The 20,054-nt window shown below is 61.3% G+C and carries 18 protein-coding genes and 1 pseudogene; 11 read left to right on the top strand and 8 right to left on the bottom strand.

Features of this window, described 5'->3' with window-relative positions; translation table 11 throughout:
- Positions 1-3,336: an efflux RND transporter permease subunit gene (locus QCE79_RS04770; RefSeq protein WP_244827544.1), complete on the top strand. Its 3,336-nt coding sequence runs from the start codon at positions 1-3 to the stop codon at positions 3,334-3,336.
- A gap of 87 nt (positions 3,337-3,423) precedes the next feature.
- Entirely contained in the window at positions 3,424-4,083 is a 660-nt protein-coding gene (locus QCE79_RS04765; RefSeq protein ID WP_244827543.1) for an NAD(P)H-binding protein, read from the top strand.
- Between the two features lie 15 nt (positions 4,084-4,098).
- On the opposite strand, the gene kdpE is transcribed toward QCE79_RS04765, so the two are convergent.
- From kdpE to QCE79_RS04750, 3 genes are all read right to left on the bottom strand, one after another.
- A complete protein-coding gene (gene kdpE, locus QCE79_RS04760; protein ID WP_250464265.1) occupies positions 4,099-4,797 on the bottom strand; it encodes a two-component system response regulator KdpE in 699 nt (232 codons plus the stop codon).
- Positions 4,798-4,851: 54 nt separating this feature from the next.
- Positions 4,852-5,826: a quinone oxidoreductase gene (locus QCE79_RS04755; RefSeq protein WP_250464263.1), complete on the bottom strand. Its 975-nt coding sequence runs from the start codon at positions 5,824-5,826 to the stop codon at positions 4,852-4,854.
- Between the two features lie 87 nt (positions 5,827-5,913).
- A complete protein-coding gene (locus tag QCE79_RS04750; protein WP_244827540.1) occupies positions 5,914-6,693 on the bottom strand; it encodes an SDR family oxidoreductase in 780 nt (259 codons plus the stop codon).
- A 284-nt stretch (positions 6,694-6,977) separates the two neighbouring features.
- On the opposite strand from QCE79_RS04750, the gene upp reads away from it, so the two are divergent.
- The 9 genes from upp (at position 6,978) to rng (ending at position 15,000) form a co-directional block, all read left to right on the top strand.
- On the top strand, positions 6,978-7,631 hold the full coding sequence (gene upp, locus QCE79_RS04745; RefSeq protein ID WP_244827539.1) for a uracil phosphoribosyltransferase: 654 nt from the start codon (positions 6,978-6,980) through the stop codon (positions 7,629-7,631).
- A 348-nt stretch (positions 7,632-7,979) separates the two neighbouring features.
- Positions 7,980-8,708, top strand: coding sequence for a YebC/PmpR family DNA-binding transcriptional regulator (locus QCE79_RS04740; protein ID WP_244827538.1), 729 nt, complete (start codon positions 7,980-7,982; stop codon positions 8,706-8,708).
- 209 nt (positions 8,709-8,917) lie between these two features.
- A complete protein-coding gene (gene purD, locus QCE79_RS04735) occupies positions 8,918-10,195 on the top strand; it encodes a phosphoribosylamine--glycine ligase (RefSeq protein ID WP_250492111.1) in 1,278 nt (425 codons plus the stop codon).
- A 72-nt stretch (positions 10,196-10,267) separates the two neighbouring features.
- Positions 10,268-11,206: an oxygen-dependent coproporphyrinogen oxidase gene (gene hemF / locus QCE79_RS04730; RefSeq protein WP_250508821.1), complete on the top strand. Its 939-nt coding sequence runs from the start codon at positions 10,268-10,270 to the stop codon at positions 11,204-11,206.
- Positions 11,197-11,901 carry a nicotinate-nucleotide adenylyltransferase gene (locus QCE79_RS04725; protein WP_309842243.1) on the top strand — a complete coding sequence of 235 codons (705 nt, stop codon included), beginning with the start codon at positions 11,197-11,199 and terminating at the stop codon, positions 11,899-11,901. Before hemF ends, QCE79_RS04725 begins: the two co-directional genes overlap by 10 nt.
- Before the next feature lie 2 nt (positions 11,902-11,903).
- The gene (gene rsfS, locus QCE79_RS04720) at positions 11,904-12,359 is read left to right on the top strand and encodes a ribosome silencing factor (protein WP_309842240.1); all 456 of its coding nucleotides are present in this window, start codon (positions 11,904-11,906) and stop codon (positions 12,357-12,359) included.
- Positions 12,360-12,373: 14 nt separating this feature from the next.
- Positions 12,374-12,844, top strand: a complete 471-nt coding sequence (gene rlmH / locus QCE79_RS04715; protein WP_309842237.1) for a 23S rRNA (pseudouridine(1915)-N(3))-methyltransferase RlmH — start codon at positions 12,374-12,376, stop codon at positions 12,842-12,844.
- A gap of 67 nt (positions 12,845-12,911) precedes the next feature.
- On the top strand, positions 12,912-13,523 hold the full coding sequence (locus QCE79_RS04710) for a nucleoside triphosphate pyrophosphatase (RefSeq protein WP_250464253.1): 612 nt from the start codon (positions 12,912-12,914) through the stop codon (positions 13,521-13,523).
- A gap of 7 nt (positions 13,524-13,530) precedes the next feature.
- Complete coding sequence (rng, locus tag QCE79_RS04705) at positions 13,531-15,000, top strand: ribonuclease G (RefSeq protein ID WP_250492108.1); 1,470 nt, start codon at positions 13,531-13,533, stop codon at positions 14,998-15,000.
- A gap of 277 nt (positions 15,001-15,277) precedes the next feature.
- Here rng and QCE79_RS04700 read toward each other — a convergent pair whose 3' ends face one another.
- The 5 genes and pseudogenes from QCE79_RS04700 to QCE79_RS04680 form a co-directional block, all read right to left on the bottom strand.
- Entirely contained in the window at positions 15,278-16,528 is a 1,251-nt protein-coding gene (locus QCE79_RS04700) for a CotH kinase family protein (RefSeq protein WP_309842234.1), read from the bottom strand.
- 980 nt (positions 16,529-17,508) lie between these two features.
- Positions 17,509-18,339, bottom strand: a complete 831-nt coding sequence (locus QCE79_RS04695) for an F-box protein (RefSeq protein WP_309845190.1) — start codon at positions 18,337-18,339, stop codon at positions 17,509-17,511.
- Positions 18,340-18,369: 30 nt separating this feature from the next.
- Positions 18,370-18,597 (bottom strand): annotated as a pseudogene (locus tag QCE79_RS04690) (RHS repeat-associated core domain-containing protein); the annotation flags it as partial.
- A 150-nt stretch (positions 18,598-18,747) separates the two neighbouring features.
- A complete protein-coding gene (locus tag QCE79_RS04685) occupies positions 18,748-19,323 on the bottom strand; it encodes a lysis system i-spanin subunit Rz (RefSeq protein ID WP_309842231.1) in 576 nt (191 codons plus the stop codon).
- The gene (locus tag QCE79_RS04680; RefSeq protein ID WP_309842228.1) at positions 19,320-19,817 is read right to left on the bottom strand and encodes a lysozyme; all 498 of its coding nucleotides are present in this window, start codon (positions 19,815-19,817) and stop codon (positions 19,320-19,322) included. Before QCE79_RS04680 ends, QCE79_RS04685 begins: the two co-directional genes overlap by 4 nt.
- Between the last annotated feature and the right edge of the window lie 237 nt (positions 19,818-20,054).

Below are 20,054 nucleotides of genomic sequence, written 5' to 3'. Positions count from 1 at the left end.
ATGAACATGTCGCGCATTTTCATCGACCGGCCCGTTGCGACGACGCTGCTCGCGGTGGGCATCGCGCTCGCCGGCATGTTCGCGTTCGTGAAGCTGCCGGTCGCGCCGCTGCCTCAAGTGGATTTTCCGACCATCTCCGTGCAGGCGCAGTTGCCGGGCGCAAGTCCCGAAACCGTAGCGACGAGCGTGGCGAGTCCGCTCGAACGGCATCTCGGCTCCATCGCCGATGTCAGCGAGATGACTTCGCAAAGCGCGGTCGGCACCACGCGCATCACGCTGCAATTCGGCCTGAACCGCGACATCGACGGCGCCGCGCGCGACGTGCAGGCCGCCATCAACGCCGCGCGCGCCGACTTGCCAACCGCGCTGCGCAGCAATCCGACCTACCACAAGGTGAACCCGGCCGACGCGCCCATTCTGGTGCTCGCGCTCTCCTCGCCTACCCGAACCGCGGGCGCGCTTTACGACTCCGCGGCGACCGTGCTGCAGCAGACGCTTTCTACCGTGCCGGGCGTCGGCGAAGTGGACGTGAGCGGCTCGGCAAACCCGGCCGTGCGCGTTGAGCTCGAACCGGGCGCGCTGTTTCACTACGGCATCGGGCTGGAAGACGTGCGCGCGGCGCTGGCATCGGCGAATGCGAATAGTCCGAAGGGCGCAATCGAATTCAAGGACAACCACGTCCAGCTCTACACCAACGATCAGGCGAGCAAGGCGTCGCAATACAAGGATCTGGTCGTCGCCTATCGCAACGGCTCGGCGGTGCATCTTTCGGACGTCGGCGAAGTGGTCGATTCCGTGGAAGACCTGCGCAATCTCGGCCTCATCAACAACAAGCACGCGGTGCTCGTCATTCTGTACCGTCAGCCGGGCGCGAATATCATCGAGACGATCGACCGCGTGAAGGGCATGCTGCCGCAACTGCAAGCCGCCCTTCCCGCCGATGTCCTGATCACCCCGACAGCGGACCGCTCGACCACCATCCGCGCCTCGCTGCACGACACCGAACTCACGCTCGTGATCGCGGTGGCGCTCGTCGTGATGGTCGTGTTCCTGTTCCTGCGCAACTGGCGCGCAACGCTGATTCCAAGCGTCGCCGTGCCGATATCGATCATCGGCACCTTCGCGGCGATGTATCTGCTCGGCTTCTCGCTCGACAATCTCTCGCTGATGGCGCTGACCATCGCGACGGGCTTCGTGGTGGACGACGCCATCGTCGTGCTGGAGAACATCTCGCGGCATGTCGAGAACGGCGTGCCGCGCATGCAGGCCGCGATACTCGGCGCGCGCGAGGTCGGCTTCACGGTGCTGTCCATCAGCATTTCGCTCGTTGCCGTGTTCCTGCCCATCCTGCTGATGGGCGGTATCGTCGGGCGTCTGTTCCGCGAGTTCGCGCTGACCTTGTCGCTGGCGATCGCCGTATCGCTCGTGGTGTCGCTCACCGTCACGCCCATGATGTGCTCGCGTCTGCTTCAAGAGCCGCATCAGAAGAAGAAAGAAGGCCGGCTCGCGCTCTGGCTCGAACGCCAATTCGAGCGCATGCAGCGCGGCTATGCGCGCACGCTTGGCTGGGCGCTCGGGCACCCGCGGCTCATCTTGCTCATTTTGCTCGCGACCATCGGGCTGAACGTCTATTTGTACATCATCGTGCCGAAGGGCTTTTTCCCGCAGCAGGACACGGGGCGTATCGTCGGCGGCATTCAGGCGGACCAGAGCACCTCGTTTCAGGCGATGAAAGGCAAGTTCTCGGAGATGATGCGAATCGTCGAATCGGACCCGGCCGTGGACAGCGTCGCCGGTTTCACGGGCGGGCGCACGACCAATTCCGGCTTCATGTTCATCTCGCTCAAGCCGAAGAGCGAACGCAAGGTGTCGGCGGATCAGGTCATCAACCGTCTGCGCAAGCCGCTCGCCGATGTCGCGGGCGCGCGCACCTTCCTGCAGGCCGTTCAGGATATTCGCGTGGGCGGGCGGCAGTCGAATGCGCAGTATCAATTCACGCTGCTGTCCGACACCACGAGCGACCTTTACACGTGGGCGCCCAAGCTCACCGAGGCGCTGCTCAAGCGCCCCGAACTCACCGACGTGAATTCCGACCAGCAACAAGGCGGTCTCGAAGCGATGGTGACCTTCGACCGCGCCACGGCCGCGCGTCTGAACATCAAGCCCGCGCAGATCGACAACACGCTCTACGACGCCTTCGGCCAGCGCCAGGTCTCGACCATCTACAACCCGCTGTCGCAATACCACGTGGTGATGGAAGTCGCGCCGAAATACTGGCAGGACCCGGAGATGCTCAAGCAGATCTACATCAGCACGTCGGGCGGCACGGCGAGCGGCACGTCATCGACTAATTCGACCACCACTTCCGGCGCCAACTCGACGGCGTCCACCTCGGCGACCGGTTCGACCGGCGCGGGCGGCTCGTCCACCAGCAGTTCCGACACAGCCGCCGCGCTGGCGCTCGCTTCGGTCAAGAATTCGGCGACCAACGCCATCGCGGCGAGCGGCAAGTCGAGTTCGTCGTCAGGCGCGGCGGTTTCCACATCGCAGGAAACGATGGTGCCGCTTTCGGCCATCGCGAAATTCGGGCCGGGCAATACGCCGCTTTCCGTCAATCACCAGAGCCAGTTCGTGGCTTCCACCATCTCGTTCAATCTGCCGCCGGGCAAGTCGCTCTCGGAGGCCACCGCCGCGATCTACGAAACGATGGCGGAAATCGGCGTGCCGCAGACCATCCACGGCAGTTTTCAGGGCACGGCACAGGCGTTCCAGCAGTCGATGAACGACCAGCCCATCCTGATTCTCGCGGCGCTCGCGGCCGTGTATATCGTGCTCGGCATTCTGTATGAAAGTTATATCCATCCGATCACGATTCTCTCCACGCTGCCGTCGGCGGGCGTCGGCGCGCTGCTTGCGCTGCTGCTGTTCAAGACGGAGTTCAGCATCATCGCGTTGATCGCGGTCATTTTGCTGATCGGCATCGTGAAGAAGAACGCGATCATGATGGTGGACTTCGCTATCGAGGCCACGCGGCACGGCGCCAAGACTTCGCGCGATGCCATCGAGGAAGCGTGTCTCTTGCGCTTTCGCCCGATCATGATGACGACCGCCGCCGCGCTGCTCGGCGCGCTGCCACTCGCGTTCGGAACTGGCGAAGGATCGGAGATGCGCGCGCCGCTTGGCATTGCAATCGTCGGCGGGCTGATCGTGAGTCAAATGCTGACGCTCTATACGACGCCGGTGGTTTATCTGTACATGGACCGCTTCCGCGTGCGCGCAGAGGAACGGCGCGCGCGGCGGCGTGGCAATGCGCGGCCGGCAAGCGCGGTGGAGTGACGCGAGGCCGCGCAAGCACGGATAGCACAAGGCGCCGAAATCGCCTACTTTGATTGTCGAGCCGGCCACCGCAAGGGAGCGAACTCAATGAAGACGATGAAAGTTCTGCTGATCGGCGCGCACGGCCGCACGGGCCGGCTTATCGCGCAAGGTCTTCATGACCACGCCGCGCCTTTTCGGGCGCTGCTTCGCAAATCCGCGCACAAGAGCGAGTTCGCGGCGCTGGGCGCCGAAATCGTGCTCGGCGATCTCGATCAGGACTTCTCGCATGTCTTCGACGACATCACGCACGTGATCTACGCGGCGGGATCGTCCGAGAGCGAAGGCGTGCACGAGGAACGTGCGATCGATCGCGACGCCGTCATGCGCACCGCCGATTACGCAAAGCGCCGGCGCGTGCGGCAACTCGTCGTCGTAAGCGCGCTGACCGCGTTTCATCCGGAGCGCAATCCGCTTTCCCTGCGTCATTACTCGCGCATGAAACGCGAAGCCGATGCCTACGTCATGCGGCGCGGCGTGCCTTACGCGATCCTGCGTCCTGGCCCGCTATCCGACGAACCCGCGCGCGGCACGATCGCGCTCGCGGACGAGACCACGGTCGAGATGCCCGACGTGTCGCGCGAGGATGTCGCGCGCATTGCGCTGCGTTGCGTGGCGCTTGGCGTGCGGGACCGGGTCATCGGCTTCGTCGGCGGAAACGAACCGCTCGACGCCGTGCTCGATACCTACGCCGCGGTCACCGCGTAATTCGAACGACGCACGTCACACGACTCCCACGAGCCGATATCCCACGCCCGTTTCCGTGACGATATGCTCGGGCTGCGCCGTATCGCGCTCGAGCTTCTGCCGCAAATGCGCCATGTAGATGCGCAGGTAATGCGGACTCTCCACATGCGACGGTCCCCACACTTCCTTCAGCAATTGCCGATGCGTCAAGACGCGCCCCGCATGCCGCACGAGCGTGGCAAGCAGGCGATATTCGATCGGCGTCAGATGCACGCTCTCGCCGTTTTTCGTGACGCGCCGCAACGCGAGATCGACGGTGACATCGCCGAAACGCACGGCCGGCGTCTCGCTGCCCGCCGCCTGATTGCGCCGCCGCAAATGCGCGCGAATACGCGCCATCAACTCGGAAACGCCAAACGGCTTGGTGAGATAGTCGTCGGCGCCGGCATCGAGCGCGGCGACCTTTTCCGCTTCCTGCGTGCGGGCCGAGAGCACGATCACCGGCAATTCGGTCCAGCCGCGCAGTTCGCGAATGACGTCGAGGCCATCGGTATCCGGCAGCCCCAGATCGACGATCACGAGATCGGGCTTGCGCGTCGCCGCTTCGATCAGACCTTGCTGGCCGGTTTCCGCTTCGTGCACGGTCATGCCCTCGGCTTCCAGGGACACGCGCACGAAGCGGCGAATCTGCTTTTCGTCCTCGATCAGGACGACGGTGACGGACGGCTCGCTCATATCGATGCTGTTCTATTTCTTAGTTTCAGTGAGAATCCGTCACGCGGGAAAGGCTCAAGGCAAAAGAATGGTCGAGCCCGTCGTCTTGCGCGCTTCGAGGTCTTCATGCGCGCGGGGCGCGTCGGCCAGCGAATAACGTTGTCGCACGTTCGTCCTGACCTTCCCCGACGACACGACTTCGAACAGTTCCGCCGCCATGGCATCCAGATCGGCGCGCTTGGCGATATAGCTGAAAAGCGTCGGACGCGTGAAGTAAAGCGAACCGCGCCCGGCGAGTTCGGATGAATCGATAGGCGGCACCGGACCCGACGAATTGCCGAAGCTCACGAAGTATCCAAGCGGCGAGAGGCTGTCGAGCGACGCGATATACGTGTCCTTGCCGATGGAATCGTAGACCACCGGCACGCCCGCGCCGTTGGTGATCTCGCGCACACGCTGCGTGAAGTTGTCGCGCGTGTAGACGATCGCGTGATCGCAGCCATGCGCCTTCGCGATCTCCGCTTTCTCGTCCGAACCGACCGTGCCGATCACCGTCGCGCCGAGCGCCTTCGCCCACTGCACCGCGAGCAGGCCGACGCCGCCCGCCGCCGCGTGGATCAACACCGTTTCGCCCGCCTTCACGCGATAGGTCCGGCGCAGCAGATATTGCGTGGTCAGTCCTTGCAGCATGATCGACGCGGCATCTTCGTAGCTGATCGCATCCGGCAGCTTGACGACGAAATCCGCCGCCATCACGCGTTCCTCGGCATAAGCGCCCGGCGGACGCGACGCATACGCCACGCGATCGCCCGGTTTGAATTGCGTGATGCCCTCGCCCACCGCCGTGACTTCGCCCGCGCCTTCCATGCCGAGCCCGTTGGGCAGCGGCATCGGATAAAGCCCGGTGCGGAAATACACATCGATGAAATTGAGCCCGACCGCGTGATGCTTCACGCGGATTTCACCCTTGCCCGGCTCGCCCACGTTCACGTCGACCCACTTCATGACTTCGGGGCCGCCTGTCTTGTCGAATCGGATTGCCTTGGTCATCGCTTGAATGTCTCCGTCGGTTCAGTTCGCCATGTGTCGAGAATCAAGTGCGCCGTTCGCGCTGATGCGCGTGCGGCGCGGCTGCGTTCAGTACGTGCCCGGATAAGCGCCGCCATCGATCAGCAGATTCTGCCCGGTGATGTAGCCCGCATGCGCGCTGCACAGGAACGCGCAGGCCCGGCCGAATTCGTCCGGCTCGCCGAAGCGTCCAGCGGGCAGCGCGTCCGCGCGACGCTTGCGCGCCTCGTCGATGCTGATGTTCTGCGCCTTTGCCTGCGCTTCGAACGTCACGGCGACGCGGTCGGTGTCGAAGGTGCCGGGCAGCAGATTGTTGATGGTCACGCCCGTGGACGCCACCTTGCGCGCCACACCCGCGACGAAGCCCGTGAGCCCGGAGCGCGCGCCGTTGGAGAGCCCGAGCACATCGATCGGCGCCTTCACCGACGAGCTCGTGATATTGACGATGCGTCCGAAACCGCGCCCGATCATCCCGTCGATGGTCTGCCTGATGAGTTCGATCGGCGTGAGCATGTTGGCTTCAAGCGCCTTGATCCACATGTCGTGCGTGAAATTGCGGAAGTCGCCCGGCGGCGGCCCGCCCGCGTTGTTGACTAGGATGTCCGGCTGCGGACACGCGGCGAGCGCGGCGGCCTGGCCCTCGGGCGTGGCGATGTCGCCGGCCACGGTCTTCACGTCCACGCCATAAGCCGCGCGGATGGCGGCGGCCGTCGCTTCGAGCGTTTCCGCCGTGCGCGCGGTGATGACGAGATTGACGCCCTCGGCTGCGAGCGCCTCGGCGCAACCGCGCCCGAGTCCCTTGCTTGCCGCGCAGACGAGCGCGGTGCGCCCTGCGATTCCCATGTCCATCGTCCATCCTCCAGAGGTTGTCTCGACTGTTTCGGTTCGGAGCGCGTGAGATGACCGTCACGCCTTCCGCGCAATTCTAAGAGAATCGGGGCGGCAACGTCGGGCGGCCCATGCGGCTTGCCGATAAACGCGGCAAATGTTCTTAGGCAACGGCGGGGTTTTCGGTAAACTGTCGCCACTGTCCGCCCGGCGCGCGGCATGAGCGCCGGCGCTCACGCATCGCCCATGACGGCACCCCATCACACGAGTAGCACACCAGCAGGACGCGCGAACGCGCGAGACCCATGAAACAGGACAGCCGTTTTCCCAATCTCTTCATCACCGATCACCCGCTGATCCAGCACAAGCTCACCCACATGCGCGACAAGGACACGTCCACGCGCACGTTTCGCGAACTGCTGCGGGAAATCACCTTGCTGATGGGCTACGAGATCACCCGCAATCTGCCGCTCACGACCAAGCGCGTGGAAACGCCGCTCGTCGAGATCGACGCGCCCGTGATCGCGGGCAAAAAGCTCGCCATCGTGCCGGTGCTGCGCGCGGGCATCGGCATGTCGGACGGGCTGCTCGACCTGATCCCATCGGCGCGCGTCGGTCATATCGGCGTCTATCGCGCGGAAGATCACCGGCCGGTCGAGTATCTCGTGCGCCTGCCGCCCGACCTGGAGGAGCGCGTCTTCATTCTGTGCGATCCGATGGTCGCGACCGGCTACTCGGCCGTCCACGCCGTCGACGTGATGAAGCGCCGCAACGTGCTGTCCGAGAATATCGTGTTCGTGGCGCTGGTGGCGGCGCCCGAAGGCGTGAAGGTGTTCCAGGACGCGCATCCGGACGTGAAGCTCTACGTCGCCTCGCTAGATTCGCATCTGAACGATCATGCGTATATCGTTCCCGGTCTCGGCGATGCAGGCGACCGGCTGTTCGGCACGAAGAACTGATCGCAACCCGTTTTCGCAGATCAAGTCTCGAGACCGCCGCGCGACATGCGCGGCGGTTTTTTATTGTGCGATGGCTTTTGCGCGGCGCACTTTCCCCGAATCCGCCTTCGCCCACTCGTTTTCCCCAATCGACGCAAGCCGCCTGCCAAGCCATCCCAGCATGATAAAATTTCGGTCTGTTCCTAAGCGGATCTTGCCGCGAGCCTGACTGGCTTGCCTTCGGGCCGCGCGCCCGACGCACGAACCCGGCTGCCGTTTAAAAAGACGCGGCAGCGCATCGAACAGACATCTACAGCATCACAGCAAACCAAGGCGCGGCACGACGTCCGCGCGCGATGGAGAAAGGTAATGGCGGGTCACTCGAAATGGGCCAACATCAAGCATAAGAAGGCCGCAGCCGATGCAAAGCGCGGCAAGGTCTGGACGCGCCTCATCAAGGAAATCCAGGTCGCGGCCCGCATGGGCGGCGGCGAAGTCGACTCGAACCCGCGGCTGCGGCTCGCGGTCGACAAGGCGTACGACGCCAACATGCCGAAGGACAACATCAACCGCGCGATCCAGCGCGGCGTCGGCGGCGTCGATGGCGCGAGCTACGAGGAAATCCGCTACGAAGGCTACGGCATCGGCGGCGCGGCGATCATCGTCGACACCATGACCGACAACCGCACCCGCACGGTCGCGGAAGTGCGCCACGCGTTCTCGAAGTTCGGCGGCAACATGGGCACGGACGGCTCGGTATCGTTCATGTTCGACCATGTCGGCCAGTTCCTGTTCGCGCCGGGCACGCCCGAGGACAAGCTAATGGACGCCGCGCTCGAAGCAGGCGCGGACGACGTGGTGACGAACGACGACGGCAGCATCGAAGTGATCAGCCCCGCCAACGACTTCCAGAAGGTGAAGGACGCGCTCGAAGCCGCCGGCTTCAAGGCGGAACTCGCCGAAGTAACCATGAAGCCGCAAAGCGAAGTGGAATTCAGCGGCGACGACGCCCTGAAAATGCAAAAACTGCTGGACGCTCTCGAAAATCTCGACGACGTGCAGGAAGTCTATACAAACGCCGCCATCAACGACGAATAAGCGCCGCCGTTGCGCCCGTCCGCCGCGCTCGGCGGGCCGCGATGCTGGAACGGCTTTCGCTTGATGAGAAGGCAGGTGACGCAGCCTGAAGTCCGCGCGAGCCGCCTTCGACCTGTCATGCCGGTGACGGCGTGGACTCCGGCATTGGCCTGGTCCGCCCGGCGTCAGCGCGCGGCTACTGCTTTCACTCAAGCTTTTCGGGGATTCAAATGAAGTTACTCGTCGTTGGTTCCGGCGGTCGCGAACATGCGCTGGCCTGGAAGCTCGCCCAGTCGCCGCGCGTGCAGATCGTCTATGTGGCGCCCGGCAACGGCGGCACCGCGCAGGACGAGCGCCTGCGCAATATCGACATCACCGAGCCTTCGGCGCTCGCCGATTTCGTCGAACGCGAGCATGTCGCGATGACCGTCGTCGGACCGGAAACGCCGCTCGCCGCGGGCATCGTCAATCTGTTTCGTTCGCGCGGGCTCAAGATTTTCGGGCCGACAAAGGAAGCCGCGCAGCTCGAAAGCTCGAAGGACTTCGCGAAGGCGTTCATGAAGCGCCACAACATTCCGACGGCCGACTACGAAACCTTCACCGACGCCGCCGCCGCGCATGCCTACATCGACACGAAAGGCGCGCCGATCGTCGTGAAAGCGGATGGCCTCGCTGCCGGCAAGGGCGTGGTGGTCGCGATGAGCGCAGAGGAAGCACACGACGCGATCGACTCCATGCTCGCCGACAACAAGCTCGGCGACGCAGGCGCGCGCGTGGTGATCGAAGAGTTCCTGTCCGGCGAGGAAGCGAGCTTCATCGTCATGGTGGACGGCAAGCACGTGCTGCCGCTCGCGTCCAGCCAAGACCACAAGCGTCTGCTCGACGGCGACAAGGGCCCGAACACCGGCGGCATGGGCGCGTATTCGCCCGCGCCGATCGTCACGCCGCAACTGCACGCGCGCGTGATGCGCGAGATCATCCTGCCGACCGTGCGCGGCATGGAAAACGACGGCATCCGCTTCACCGGCTTTCTGTACGCGGGCTTGATGATCGACGCCAACGGCACGCCCAAGACGCTCGAATTCAATTGCCGCATGGGCGACCCCGAAACGCAGCCGATCATGGCGCGCCTCAAGGGCGATTTCTCGAAGGTCGTGGAGATGGCCATCGACGGCAAGCTGGACAGCGTGGAGCTCGACTGGGACCGGCGCACGGCGCTGGGCGTCGTGCTCGCGGCTCACAACTACCCGGAGACGCCGCGCAAGGGCGACCGCATCAACGGCATTCCGCCTGAAACGGACAACGCCGTCACATTCCATGCGGGCACTACGCTCGCGGACGGCAAGCTCACCACTTCAGGCGGGCGCGTGTTGTGTGTCGTGGGTCTGGCTGATTCCGTGCGCGGCGCGCAATCCGTGGTCTACGATACGGTGAATCAGATTTCGTTCGATGGCATGCAGTATCGCCGGGACATTGGCTACCGGGCGGTGAACCGCAAGCACGGATAAGGCTTTTCGCCTGAAATCGAGCCGTTTTTAGAGAATCCACATAACGCCTGTCATGGCGCATTGCAGCAATCGATGAGTGAAACGAACCAGCACGACGCAGCCCACGATATCGCCGCCGTCCGTCAATACCTGACGGGCTTGCAGACGCGTATTGCCGATGCCCTCGGCGCGTTCGACGGCAGTTCGTTCGCGACCGATGCCTGGACTCGCGAGCCCGGCGCGCATCTGCGTGGCGGGGGCGTGACGCGCATTCTCGAAGGCGGCGAGTTTTTCGAGCGCGGCGGCATCGGCTTTTCGGACGTGGCGGGCGACGCGCTGCCGCCCTCCGCTAGCGCCGCGCGTCCGCAACTCGCCGGGCGCGGTTTCGAGGCGCTGGGTGTGTCGCTCGTGATGCATCCGAGAAATCCGCACTGCCCAACCGTGCACATGAACGTGCGCATGCTCACGGCGGTCAAGCCCGGCGAAGAGCCGATCTTCTGGTTCGGCGGCGGCATGGACTTGACGCCCATTTACGGCTACGAGGACGACGCGCGGCATTTCCACCGCGTCTGCCGCGACGCGCTCGACCCGTTCGGCGTGGAGTTGTATCCGCGCTTCAAGACGTGGTGCGACGAGTACTTTTATCTGAAGCATCGCGACGAGCAGCGCGGTATCGGCGGCATCTTTTTCGACGATTTCTCCGAGCCCGGCTTCGAGCGTTCGTTCGCGATGATGCGGCGCGTCGGCGACGCGTTTCTCGAAGCGTATCTGCCAATCATCGACAAGCGCCGCGACACGCCTTACGGCGAGCACGAACGCGCGTTTCAGGCGTATCGGCGCGGACGTTACGTCGAGTTCAACCTCGTGTTCGATCGCGGCACGCACTTCGGTCTGCAAAGCGGCGGGCGCACCGAATCCATTCTCATGTCGATGCCGCCGGTCGCGAACTGGCGCTACGACTGGGCGCCCGAGCCCGGCACGCCGGAAGCGCGACTCTATTCCGACTTCCTGGTGCGCCGGCAATGGCTGTGATCGCGCCGGGCACACCTTGCAAAAAGCGCGTCGGCATTTTGGGCGGCACCTTCGATCCGATTCACGAAGGGCATCTGGCGCTCGCGCGCCGCTTCGCCGCGCTCTTGCGCCTGACCGAACTCGTGCTGTTGCCCGCGGGTCAGCCGTGGCAGAAGGAAGGCGTATCGGCGCCGCATCACCGGCTGGCGATGACGCGCGCGGCGGCGCAGTCGCTGCACATCGAGAGCGTGAAGATCACCGTCGCCACCGATGAAGTCGAGCGCGAAGGCGCGACCTACACGGTGGAGACGCTTGCGCGCTGGCGCGAGCAGGAAGGCGCCGAGGCATCGCTTGCGTTGCTGATCGGCGCGGATCAACTGGTCAAGCTCAATACCTGGCGCGACTGGAAACGGCTCTTCGAATTCGCGCATGTCTGCGTGGAGACGCGTCCCGGCTTCGATGTCGCGTCGCTGCCCGCGCCCGTCGCCGCTGAACTCGAAGCACGCGAGGCATCCCCGGAAGTCTTGCAGGCCAGCACGCACGGTCACATGCTGATCGACACCACGCTTCTCATCGACGTATCCGCCACGGCGATCCGCGAGGAAGCGAGCGCATCACACGAAGGCGCACGAGGCGCGTCGCAAGACGAAGTCCGCGCGCAGGTCCCATCCGCCGTATGGGACTACATTGTTCAACATCATTTGTATCAACGGTAATCATGGAAATTCAAAAGCTTCAACGCGCGATCATCGACGGTCTCGAAGACGTCAAGGCGCAAGACATCAAAGTGTTCAACACCACTCACCTGACGTCGCTGTTCGACCGCGTGGTCGTGGCGAGCGGCACGTCGAACCGGCAGACCAAGGCGCTTGCCAACAGCGTGCGCGAACGGGTGAAGGAAGCCGGTGGCGACATCATCAGCACCGAAGGCGAAGAGATCGGCGAATGGGTGCTGGTCGACTGCGGCGACGCGGTCGTCCATATCCTGCAACCGGCGCTGCGCCAGTACTACAACCTCGAAGAAGTCTGGGGCGACAAACCCGTGCGCGTGAAACTGAGCAAGCCGAGCATGTTCGGCGGCGCGAACGTCGAAGCCGACGAGGACGAAGACGAGGAAGATACCGCACCGGCCGTCAAGCGTCCCGCCCGCAAGACCGCGCGCAAGCAGGCCTAAAGCGCAGCGCGTCGATGAAGCTCGTCATTCTCGCAGTCGGACACAAGATGCCCGACTGGATCACGAATGGCTTCGACGAATACGCGAAGCGCATGCCGCCCGAATTGCGCATCGAGCTCAAAGAGATCAAGCCCGAGCAGCGCTCGTCCGGCCGCAATGCCGAAAGCGTGATGACTGCCGAGAAGCAGCGAATAGAAGCTGCCCTGCCGAAGAACGCCCGCGTGATTGCGCTCGATGAACGCGGTCGCGACTGGACCACGATGCAACTCGCGAACACCCTGCCCGCCTGGCAACAGGACGGCCGCGATGTCGCGTTCGTGATCGGCGGCGCGGACGGCCTCGCGCCCGAAGTGAAGGCGCGCGCCGAACTCATGCTGCGTATCTCGAGTCTCACGCTGCCGCACGGCATGGTGCGCGTGCTGCTTGCCGAACAGCTTTACCGTGCGTGGAGCATCACGCAGAATCATCCTTATCATCGCGCGTAACGGCAGATGCCCTGATATTTCCGTGGTGGTGTCGAAGGCCGGCGCGCTTGTCGAGACCCGCTATCGAATGTCTACTTATCCCTTCGTCTATCTTGCGTCTCAAAGCCCGCGCCGCCAGGAGTTGCTGCGGCAACTGGGCGTGCGGTTCGAACTCCTCTTGCCTCGTCCCGATGAAGACGCCGAAGCGCTCGAAGCCGAGCTGCCCGGCGAAGCAGCGCATGCCTATGTTCAGCGTGTCTGCATGCTGAAGGCGCATGCGGCGCGCGCACGTCTTGTCGCGGGCAATCATGGGACAGCGCCCATTCTCGTCGCGGATACCACCGTGACCATCGACGGACAAATACTTGGCAAGCCCACGCATGAAGAAGACGCGGTCGCGATGCTGACGAAGCTCGCGGGTCGCGAACATGAAGTGCTGACGGCGCTGACCATCGTCGATGCCGATGGCGCATGTCACGCCGCGCTCTCGCGCTCGACGGTGCGTTTCGCGCCGGTCGACCGTGCTGCGCTGCAACGATACGCCGCGACGGGCGAGCCTTTGGGCAAGGCCGGCGCGTATGGCATTCAAGGCCGCGCGGCAGCATTTATCGAGCGAATCGACGGGTCCTATTCGGGTATCATGGGTTTGCCCCTTTTCGAAACCGCAGCACTCTTGCGCGTGGCACGCGTCGAATTCTAAACAGGCCATGAACGAAGAAATCCTGATCAACGTCACACCGCAAGAAACCCGCGTCGCACTGGTGCAGCAAGCCGCCGTTCAGGAGCTTCACGTCGAACGCACGCTCTCGCGCGGCCGCGTCGGCAACGTCTATCTTGGCAAGGTCGTGCGCGTGTTGCCGGGCATGCAGTCGGCGTTCATCGACATTGGTCTGGAACGCGCCGCGTTTCTTCATGTTGCGGATATATGGCATCCGCGCGTGGCGGGCGAGCCGCATGGATCGTCGCCGCATGTGCCTATCGAGAAGATCGTCTTCGAAGGACAGGCGCTGATGGTGCAGGTCGTGAAGGACCCTATCGGCACGAAGGGCGCGCGACTCTCCACGCAGGTGAGCATTGCGGGGCGCACGCTGGTTTATCTGCCGCAGGAACCGCATATCGGGATTTCGCAGAAGATCGAGAGCGAGACAGAGCGCGAAGCTATTCGCGCGCGTCTCACCGCCGTGCTGCCCGCCGATGAGAAAGGCGGCTATATCGTGCGGACGATTGCCGAAGATGCATCGAGTGAAGAGCTTGCCGCCGATGTCTCGTATCTGCGCAAGACCTGGGCGACGATAGTTGCTCAAGGGCAGCGCGTACCGCCGACCACTTTGCTCTATCAGGATCTAAATCTGGCGCAGCGCGTGTTGCGCGACTTCGTGAATGACGAGACCACGCGCATTCAAGTGGATTCGCGCGAGACGTATCAGATGCTGGCGGATTTTGCGGCGGAGTTCACGCCGGCGGTGGCATCGCGCGTGCATCACTACACGGGCGAGCGGCCGCTTTTCGACCTGTACAACATCGAGGCGGAAATTTTGCGGGCGCTGTCGCGGCGCGTCGATTTGAAGTCGGGCGGCTATCTGATGATCGATCAGACCGAGGCCATGACCACCATCGACGTGAATACGGGCGGCTATGTCGGCGCGCGCAATTTCGACGACACCATCTTCAAGACGAACCTCGAAGCGGCGCACACCATCGCGCGGCAATTGCGGTTGAGGAACCTGGGCGGAATCATCATCATCGATTTCATCGATATGGAGAACGTCGAGCATCGCGATCAGGTCCTGAGCGAATTGAAGCGCGCGCTGTCGCGGGATCGTACGCGCGTGACGGTCAATGGCTTTTCGCAACTCGGGCTCGTGGAGATGACGCGAAAGCGCACGCGGGAATCTCTTGCGCATGTGTTGTGCGAGCCGTGTCCCACTTGTCAGGGCAAGGGGCAGGTGAAGACGCCGCGAACCGTGTGTTATGACGTGTTGCGCGAGATCATGCGCGAATCGCGGCAGTTCAATCCGCGCGAATTTCGCGTGGTGGCTTCTCAGCAGGTGATCGATCTGTTTCTGGAAGAAGAGTCACAGCATCTGGCGATGTTGATGGACTTTATCGGCAAGCCGGTTTCGTTGCAGGTGGAGTCGAATTTGAGTCAGGAGCAGTATGACATTGTGTTGATGTAGGACTAACTCATACAACCTCTAAAGAAACACGCAGGGGCGCGCGTTCGAACCTTTTGTTCATCGACGCATAAATAAGCAACGAAAGGGCCGAATAGCGGCCCTTCGTCATTACGAAGCTTCATTCGAAGGCAGACCAGAATTTGTCGACATCGAAATCAGCGCCTTAATGGATGGCTGGTATGGTTTTCCAGACGACTGAGCCGAGCGGCTCTTCTGTATCGATGCTGCAAACAGCAAATAGCAAACAGGAGCGCGTGACGCTCCTTCAATTCCACCCTCAAAGATTCCCATCCAACCAGGCAATCCGCCGCGTGAGCCAATCTTTCAGATAAGCCACCTCACCCTGATAAGAACCCGTCACCACCGGATTCGGCCAAAGCTTCTTCCCAAGCACCGGCCATTTATCAAAGTTGCGCTTAGCTGCGCCATTTGCCTGAAGCGCCTGCGCGTTCTCATCGACATAACTCACGATCGTATCGATTTGCGATGCCTTCAGTTGATCCCACCGTGCCCGAACACGCGTCTCGAAGCTCGGATCGATCTGCTTCATGCGTGAAATCCACTGACCATTTGCAACCCACCATCCTTCCGGATACTGCGCGTCGGAAAAGTTAATGTTGCCCGCGCCAATGTCGAAGTCCCACAATGGCCCGAACTTCAATTTGCCGCCGGCATCCTTGTAGAGGTAGATGCTCGCAAAATCCCGCGCATCCTGATTCTTGAAAATCTCATTGACGAGATACCAGTCGATCAGCGAAGCGACATCGAAGTACTGCTCGTATTTTCCCGAATTGGAATACAACGCGTCTTCGGCCTGCTGCATATAGTTTTTGATAAAGGCGACCTGTGTGTCCGATGCCGAATCCGGACTGTCGATGCAAAGCGCAATGCCGTGCGTCGTGCGCCAGCAAACGTCTTCGTCCATGCGCTCGTTGATTTCGACCAGGAAGCCTGTGCTCTCGGGCGCGACCACGTTGTCACTATTGGCGATATTCACGCGGTTCTTGTCCACCCGCACCGACTCGACCACGTCATACACGCCCGCATACTGACCGTTGAGCGTGAGTTCGACGGGAACGTCATGCGGCGTCCACGCCATGCCAAAACGCCTACCGAGTTCGAACGCCGTGCGATTGCGCAAAAGCGTCTTGTCGAAGTAATTCGCGAGCAGAATCCAGTTCTTATCCTTCGGCAGCCCAAAAAAACTTGCCTTGCTGTCGAGTTTCAAGCGATATGGCTTCTTGTCCGCCGTCCACGTGCTGTTGCCATGGCCCTTGATGCTCGTCCTGCCTGTGAAGGGATCGACATCGTCCGGCCCGGTGATGCCGAGATCGGCGCCGAGATAAACATCTTTATCGACGATTCGAACACGGCCATCCGTATTAATGGACATGGCCGGCAGCGCGGCCGCGGGCGTTGCGCTCTTGCCCGACGGGTCCGTCGTATCCGTCGAATCCTTCGAGGGAGCGCTAGAGCCGCCGCCCGAGCAGGCAGCAAGAACGGTGCTGATGAGAACCACCGCAGCCATCGACGCAAGGCTCGGCCGACTGCGCGTTTTTGCTTCTACAACGAACTGCAACATCATCTTCGCTTCTCTTTCAATGATCCGGTCCCACGAATTGGGCCGCGGATCATATCAAGGCTAATCGAAGCGTTTGTATCAATAGTTGACCGAAGTCGGGAACAAGCGCCGATGGTCAATAAGCCGATCAAGCCGGCTGCTGCTGATACTGAATCAGGACATAGAAGTGCAAGTAAGCATTTAGAGCATTGATTTTAAACACTTTGTCTAACGCCGGTCAGCATTGAGACTAGTGCCATTTTCTTGCGGTTTTGGTTACGTGCCACGGTTTAAGGTCTCATATTGGGCACACTTTCATTCATGGCGTTGCCGCGTTTATCCGTACTCGTGTAGTGCGCTGATGTATGCACGAGTTAACTAAACTCCTCTGTCCAACGAAGCTAAGGATGCGTCGGTCGGCACGGTCACCGTCTGCTTTCGTGGAAATAGCGAACGAACGGGGCTGCTAATGTCGATGATTAGCTCAAGGTGACCTTCCGCGTCGCTCTGACTCGCGTTGATTGAGGCGGGGCAGCTCGCTGTCGCTGCATGAGTACTGCGTCCACCTTGCATCTAGAATGAGCTTTTCGCTTCCGGGTCTCGTATGGTGAGGCCTTCTTATATCACCTCTGCTAGGCCCTCAGTTGCGCCGCCCCCATAGAAACAGCGGCCCGCCATAGTTAGCTCAACTGGTCGGACGTCGGTCAACATTGACCGTATCTACACACAACCTCCGTTATCAAGCTTCAACGGGAAAAACGTCCCGGCCCTAATTCGTTGAGAGATGATTACGGCGCTTCCAAATAGCCCCCTTTCGTCAAGCTATAGTTTGTCTATAGGTCAGCCCTATTCCGCGTGAACAAAATAATTTAGTCTTCGTTTTATGCTCCGAATCCAGGCCACACAATAGCTGAAAAATATACTTTGAAATGTGTATGAGGCCACCTTTAACGGAAAGCAAACGTGATGCGTTCAGCCTTCCATAACTGGGTCGCCTCATCTGGGGTAAAGATTCCAACTTGATCAGTGAGTACCTGCTCACCATACATCCACAAGTCATAATTAAGCATGTATTCATTTTTAGACCTTTTGGGAAACGAAAACTTCCGTACGACAATACGAAAATCATAGCCGATACTATTTAACTGTCGTCGCATAGCACCCGGTTCCCGTCCCGCCAATACCGCAGCAAACATCTTCAAACGAGCCATAGGATCCCTCCTATTAAGCCTCCATTGCAGTCGCTCCGTAGAACTATACCGGCGAATTCTTGCTCTCAGTTCTTTTGAGGTCAGCGAGAGATTCTCAAGGTCGCTGCCTGGAAGATAGTCAAAAATCTCCATTTTAAGTTCTGGCGGCAAGGCTTCAAAATGCGACAGCCTGCTAGCGCTCGTCACCGACGTTGACGCATCGCTTCTAAGGCCTTTTGAAGCTCCGACCGCACCCCGTCCTGAGAGGCCAACGCTTCGGATTTGTCCCAAGCGCAGCCTTGTTCCTTTTGTGAAGAACGCAGCGGCACTTAGGGCACCCGAGGCGAGACCGACAGCCCCAGCTCCTAAAGCCACCCACCCAAGCGCAGCCGACGCCTTCGGATCAACCTCCTCAACTGCGCCAGACGCGATTGCCGCGACATCTGCAACCACGCCCGCCCCTCCAACAGCCAGTCCTACTGCGGAAGCGCTCTCGATTGCGGCTATAACGCCGCCTGCTGCGGCGATGGAAGCGCCTGCGGTGAATGCTGCAAGCCCCAGCCCCACTACCCCCAGGCCGATACCCATCCAGGCTTGCCAACTGAGATGCCCGGAGGGATCCAGCCTGTTAATGGGGTCGCCCGCGCAATATGCGTAGGGGTTAATGCCGCCCGCCTCAAACGGGCTCAAGCTATCAGGGCATCTGAAGCGCATTAACGCAGGACTGTACGCTCTATACCCGTTGCCCAAGTGATATGCATTGCTGAATGCATCGTGCCGCTCGCCACCAAATGCCAAAAATTCTCTGCTAGCTTTATGTGTGCTGTTAAGGGCCCTATCGACCATATGAAACCTCGATAAGCTGTGCTTCGTCTGACATGGTAACGGCTTCGCGCCGATTGTTCGTAAGCAGAACCATGTTGTCAATGCGAGGATCGCTATGGACCGGTTGGATCAGTGCATGAATGTGAAAAGAATATTGAGTTTTCTATATCGCTAGTTAAACTTGTTGACAGCATTGCCCTCCGGCTCGCCTCTAGCGATTATTCCTCGCTTTTGCAGCATGAGAACATAGTGCTGCAAGTACTCCGCTTTGAGCCGAGCGTCGCCATCGGCATCGTCAACTATTGCAAAAAGATCTCTTCCAATCTCTGGTGGTAGCTCGGCGTAGCGACGGGCTCCATCGCCCATGCGGCCGGCGGCGGGGCTTGGATTTGCGGCACCGCTATGGTTTGCGGAGGCATTGGCGATTGCGATGCGCAACCGACGAGTGCCGTCAGCAATAGCGGCGCGATTTTTGGCGTTGTCAGCTTCATGGGAAATCCTCTCACGGTGGAACTGTTCGTCGAGCGCTGCAATACGGGCGGCTGCCGTGTTGTGAGCCGCGATTGCAGCGCTTGCTGCCTTCGCCGCACCCTCCGAAAGGGTCGCGAGTGTTCGTACGTTCGCCTCGTTGTCGCGCGCGTGAGCGGCCTGCTCCTTGGCAAGTTGGCTGCTATCGAAGATGTGAAGCGCAGCACCGCCGATTGCAATGCCAGCCACGCATACGACGAGATACGGTGCGTAAGTCACAAGTCCCGCTCGCAAAGCGAACGCTCCTCGGCGCGCCGTTTTATGAGACCAGGAAGCACCCGCCCTCGTGAGCTCACCCACTGCGCACGCCCGTCGTCCGATTCGTTCATCGCCCGGCAAGCGCCCCTCCAGTCATGCTCATTGAATCGTTTAGCGGTCGTGCTCGCGCAATAGTTGCGGCCGCCTATGTTATAGGCGAAACTCACCGCCGCGGCGAGTTGGTTCGGATGGTCCTTGAGGCCCGGCGTGCATCGAAGCACATCATCGGCATGCGTCACGAGTTGGCGGTTCAAGGACTCCCAGCACTCGTCCGGACTGTACGATTGGCCGACAACGACGTCGTGCGTGTCGCCGCTGCATTTCGTCGCAGCGCCCACAGGATCGAGGTAACCGCGATGCACCACCCCTTCAAAGCGAGGCACGATGCAATACAGCGTGGTTGCAGCTAAGGTGCCGACTATGCCCGCAAGCGCTGCTTTTCCAAGGTTAGCCATGCAATGGTCTCCAGAAATAACAAAGCCCCGCCTGCCGATGGCAAACGGGGCTTTGTTCATATTTATGCGAATCAGGCGTGAGCCGACTCGCGTTCGCGCGCGCGTTGATCGCGCCGGTCTTTTCTCCAGGCGAACACAAAACTCGCGCCAATATAGGCAAGCGTCGCCACCGCGACCCACCAGTTGATGTCGTGACTGCTCAGCCACAACCAAAAGTTTCCGCCCGCCACGGGCACA

It is taken from the genome of Caballeronia sp. LZ003 (assembly GCF_031451465.1).
In the GTDB taxonomy this organism is placed as follows: domain Bacteria; phylum Pseudomonadota; class Gammaproteobacteria; order Burkholderiales; family Burkholderiaceae; genus Caballeronia.
This window is presented reverse-complemented; position numbering and strand designations above follow the sequence as displayed.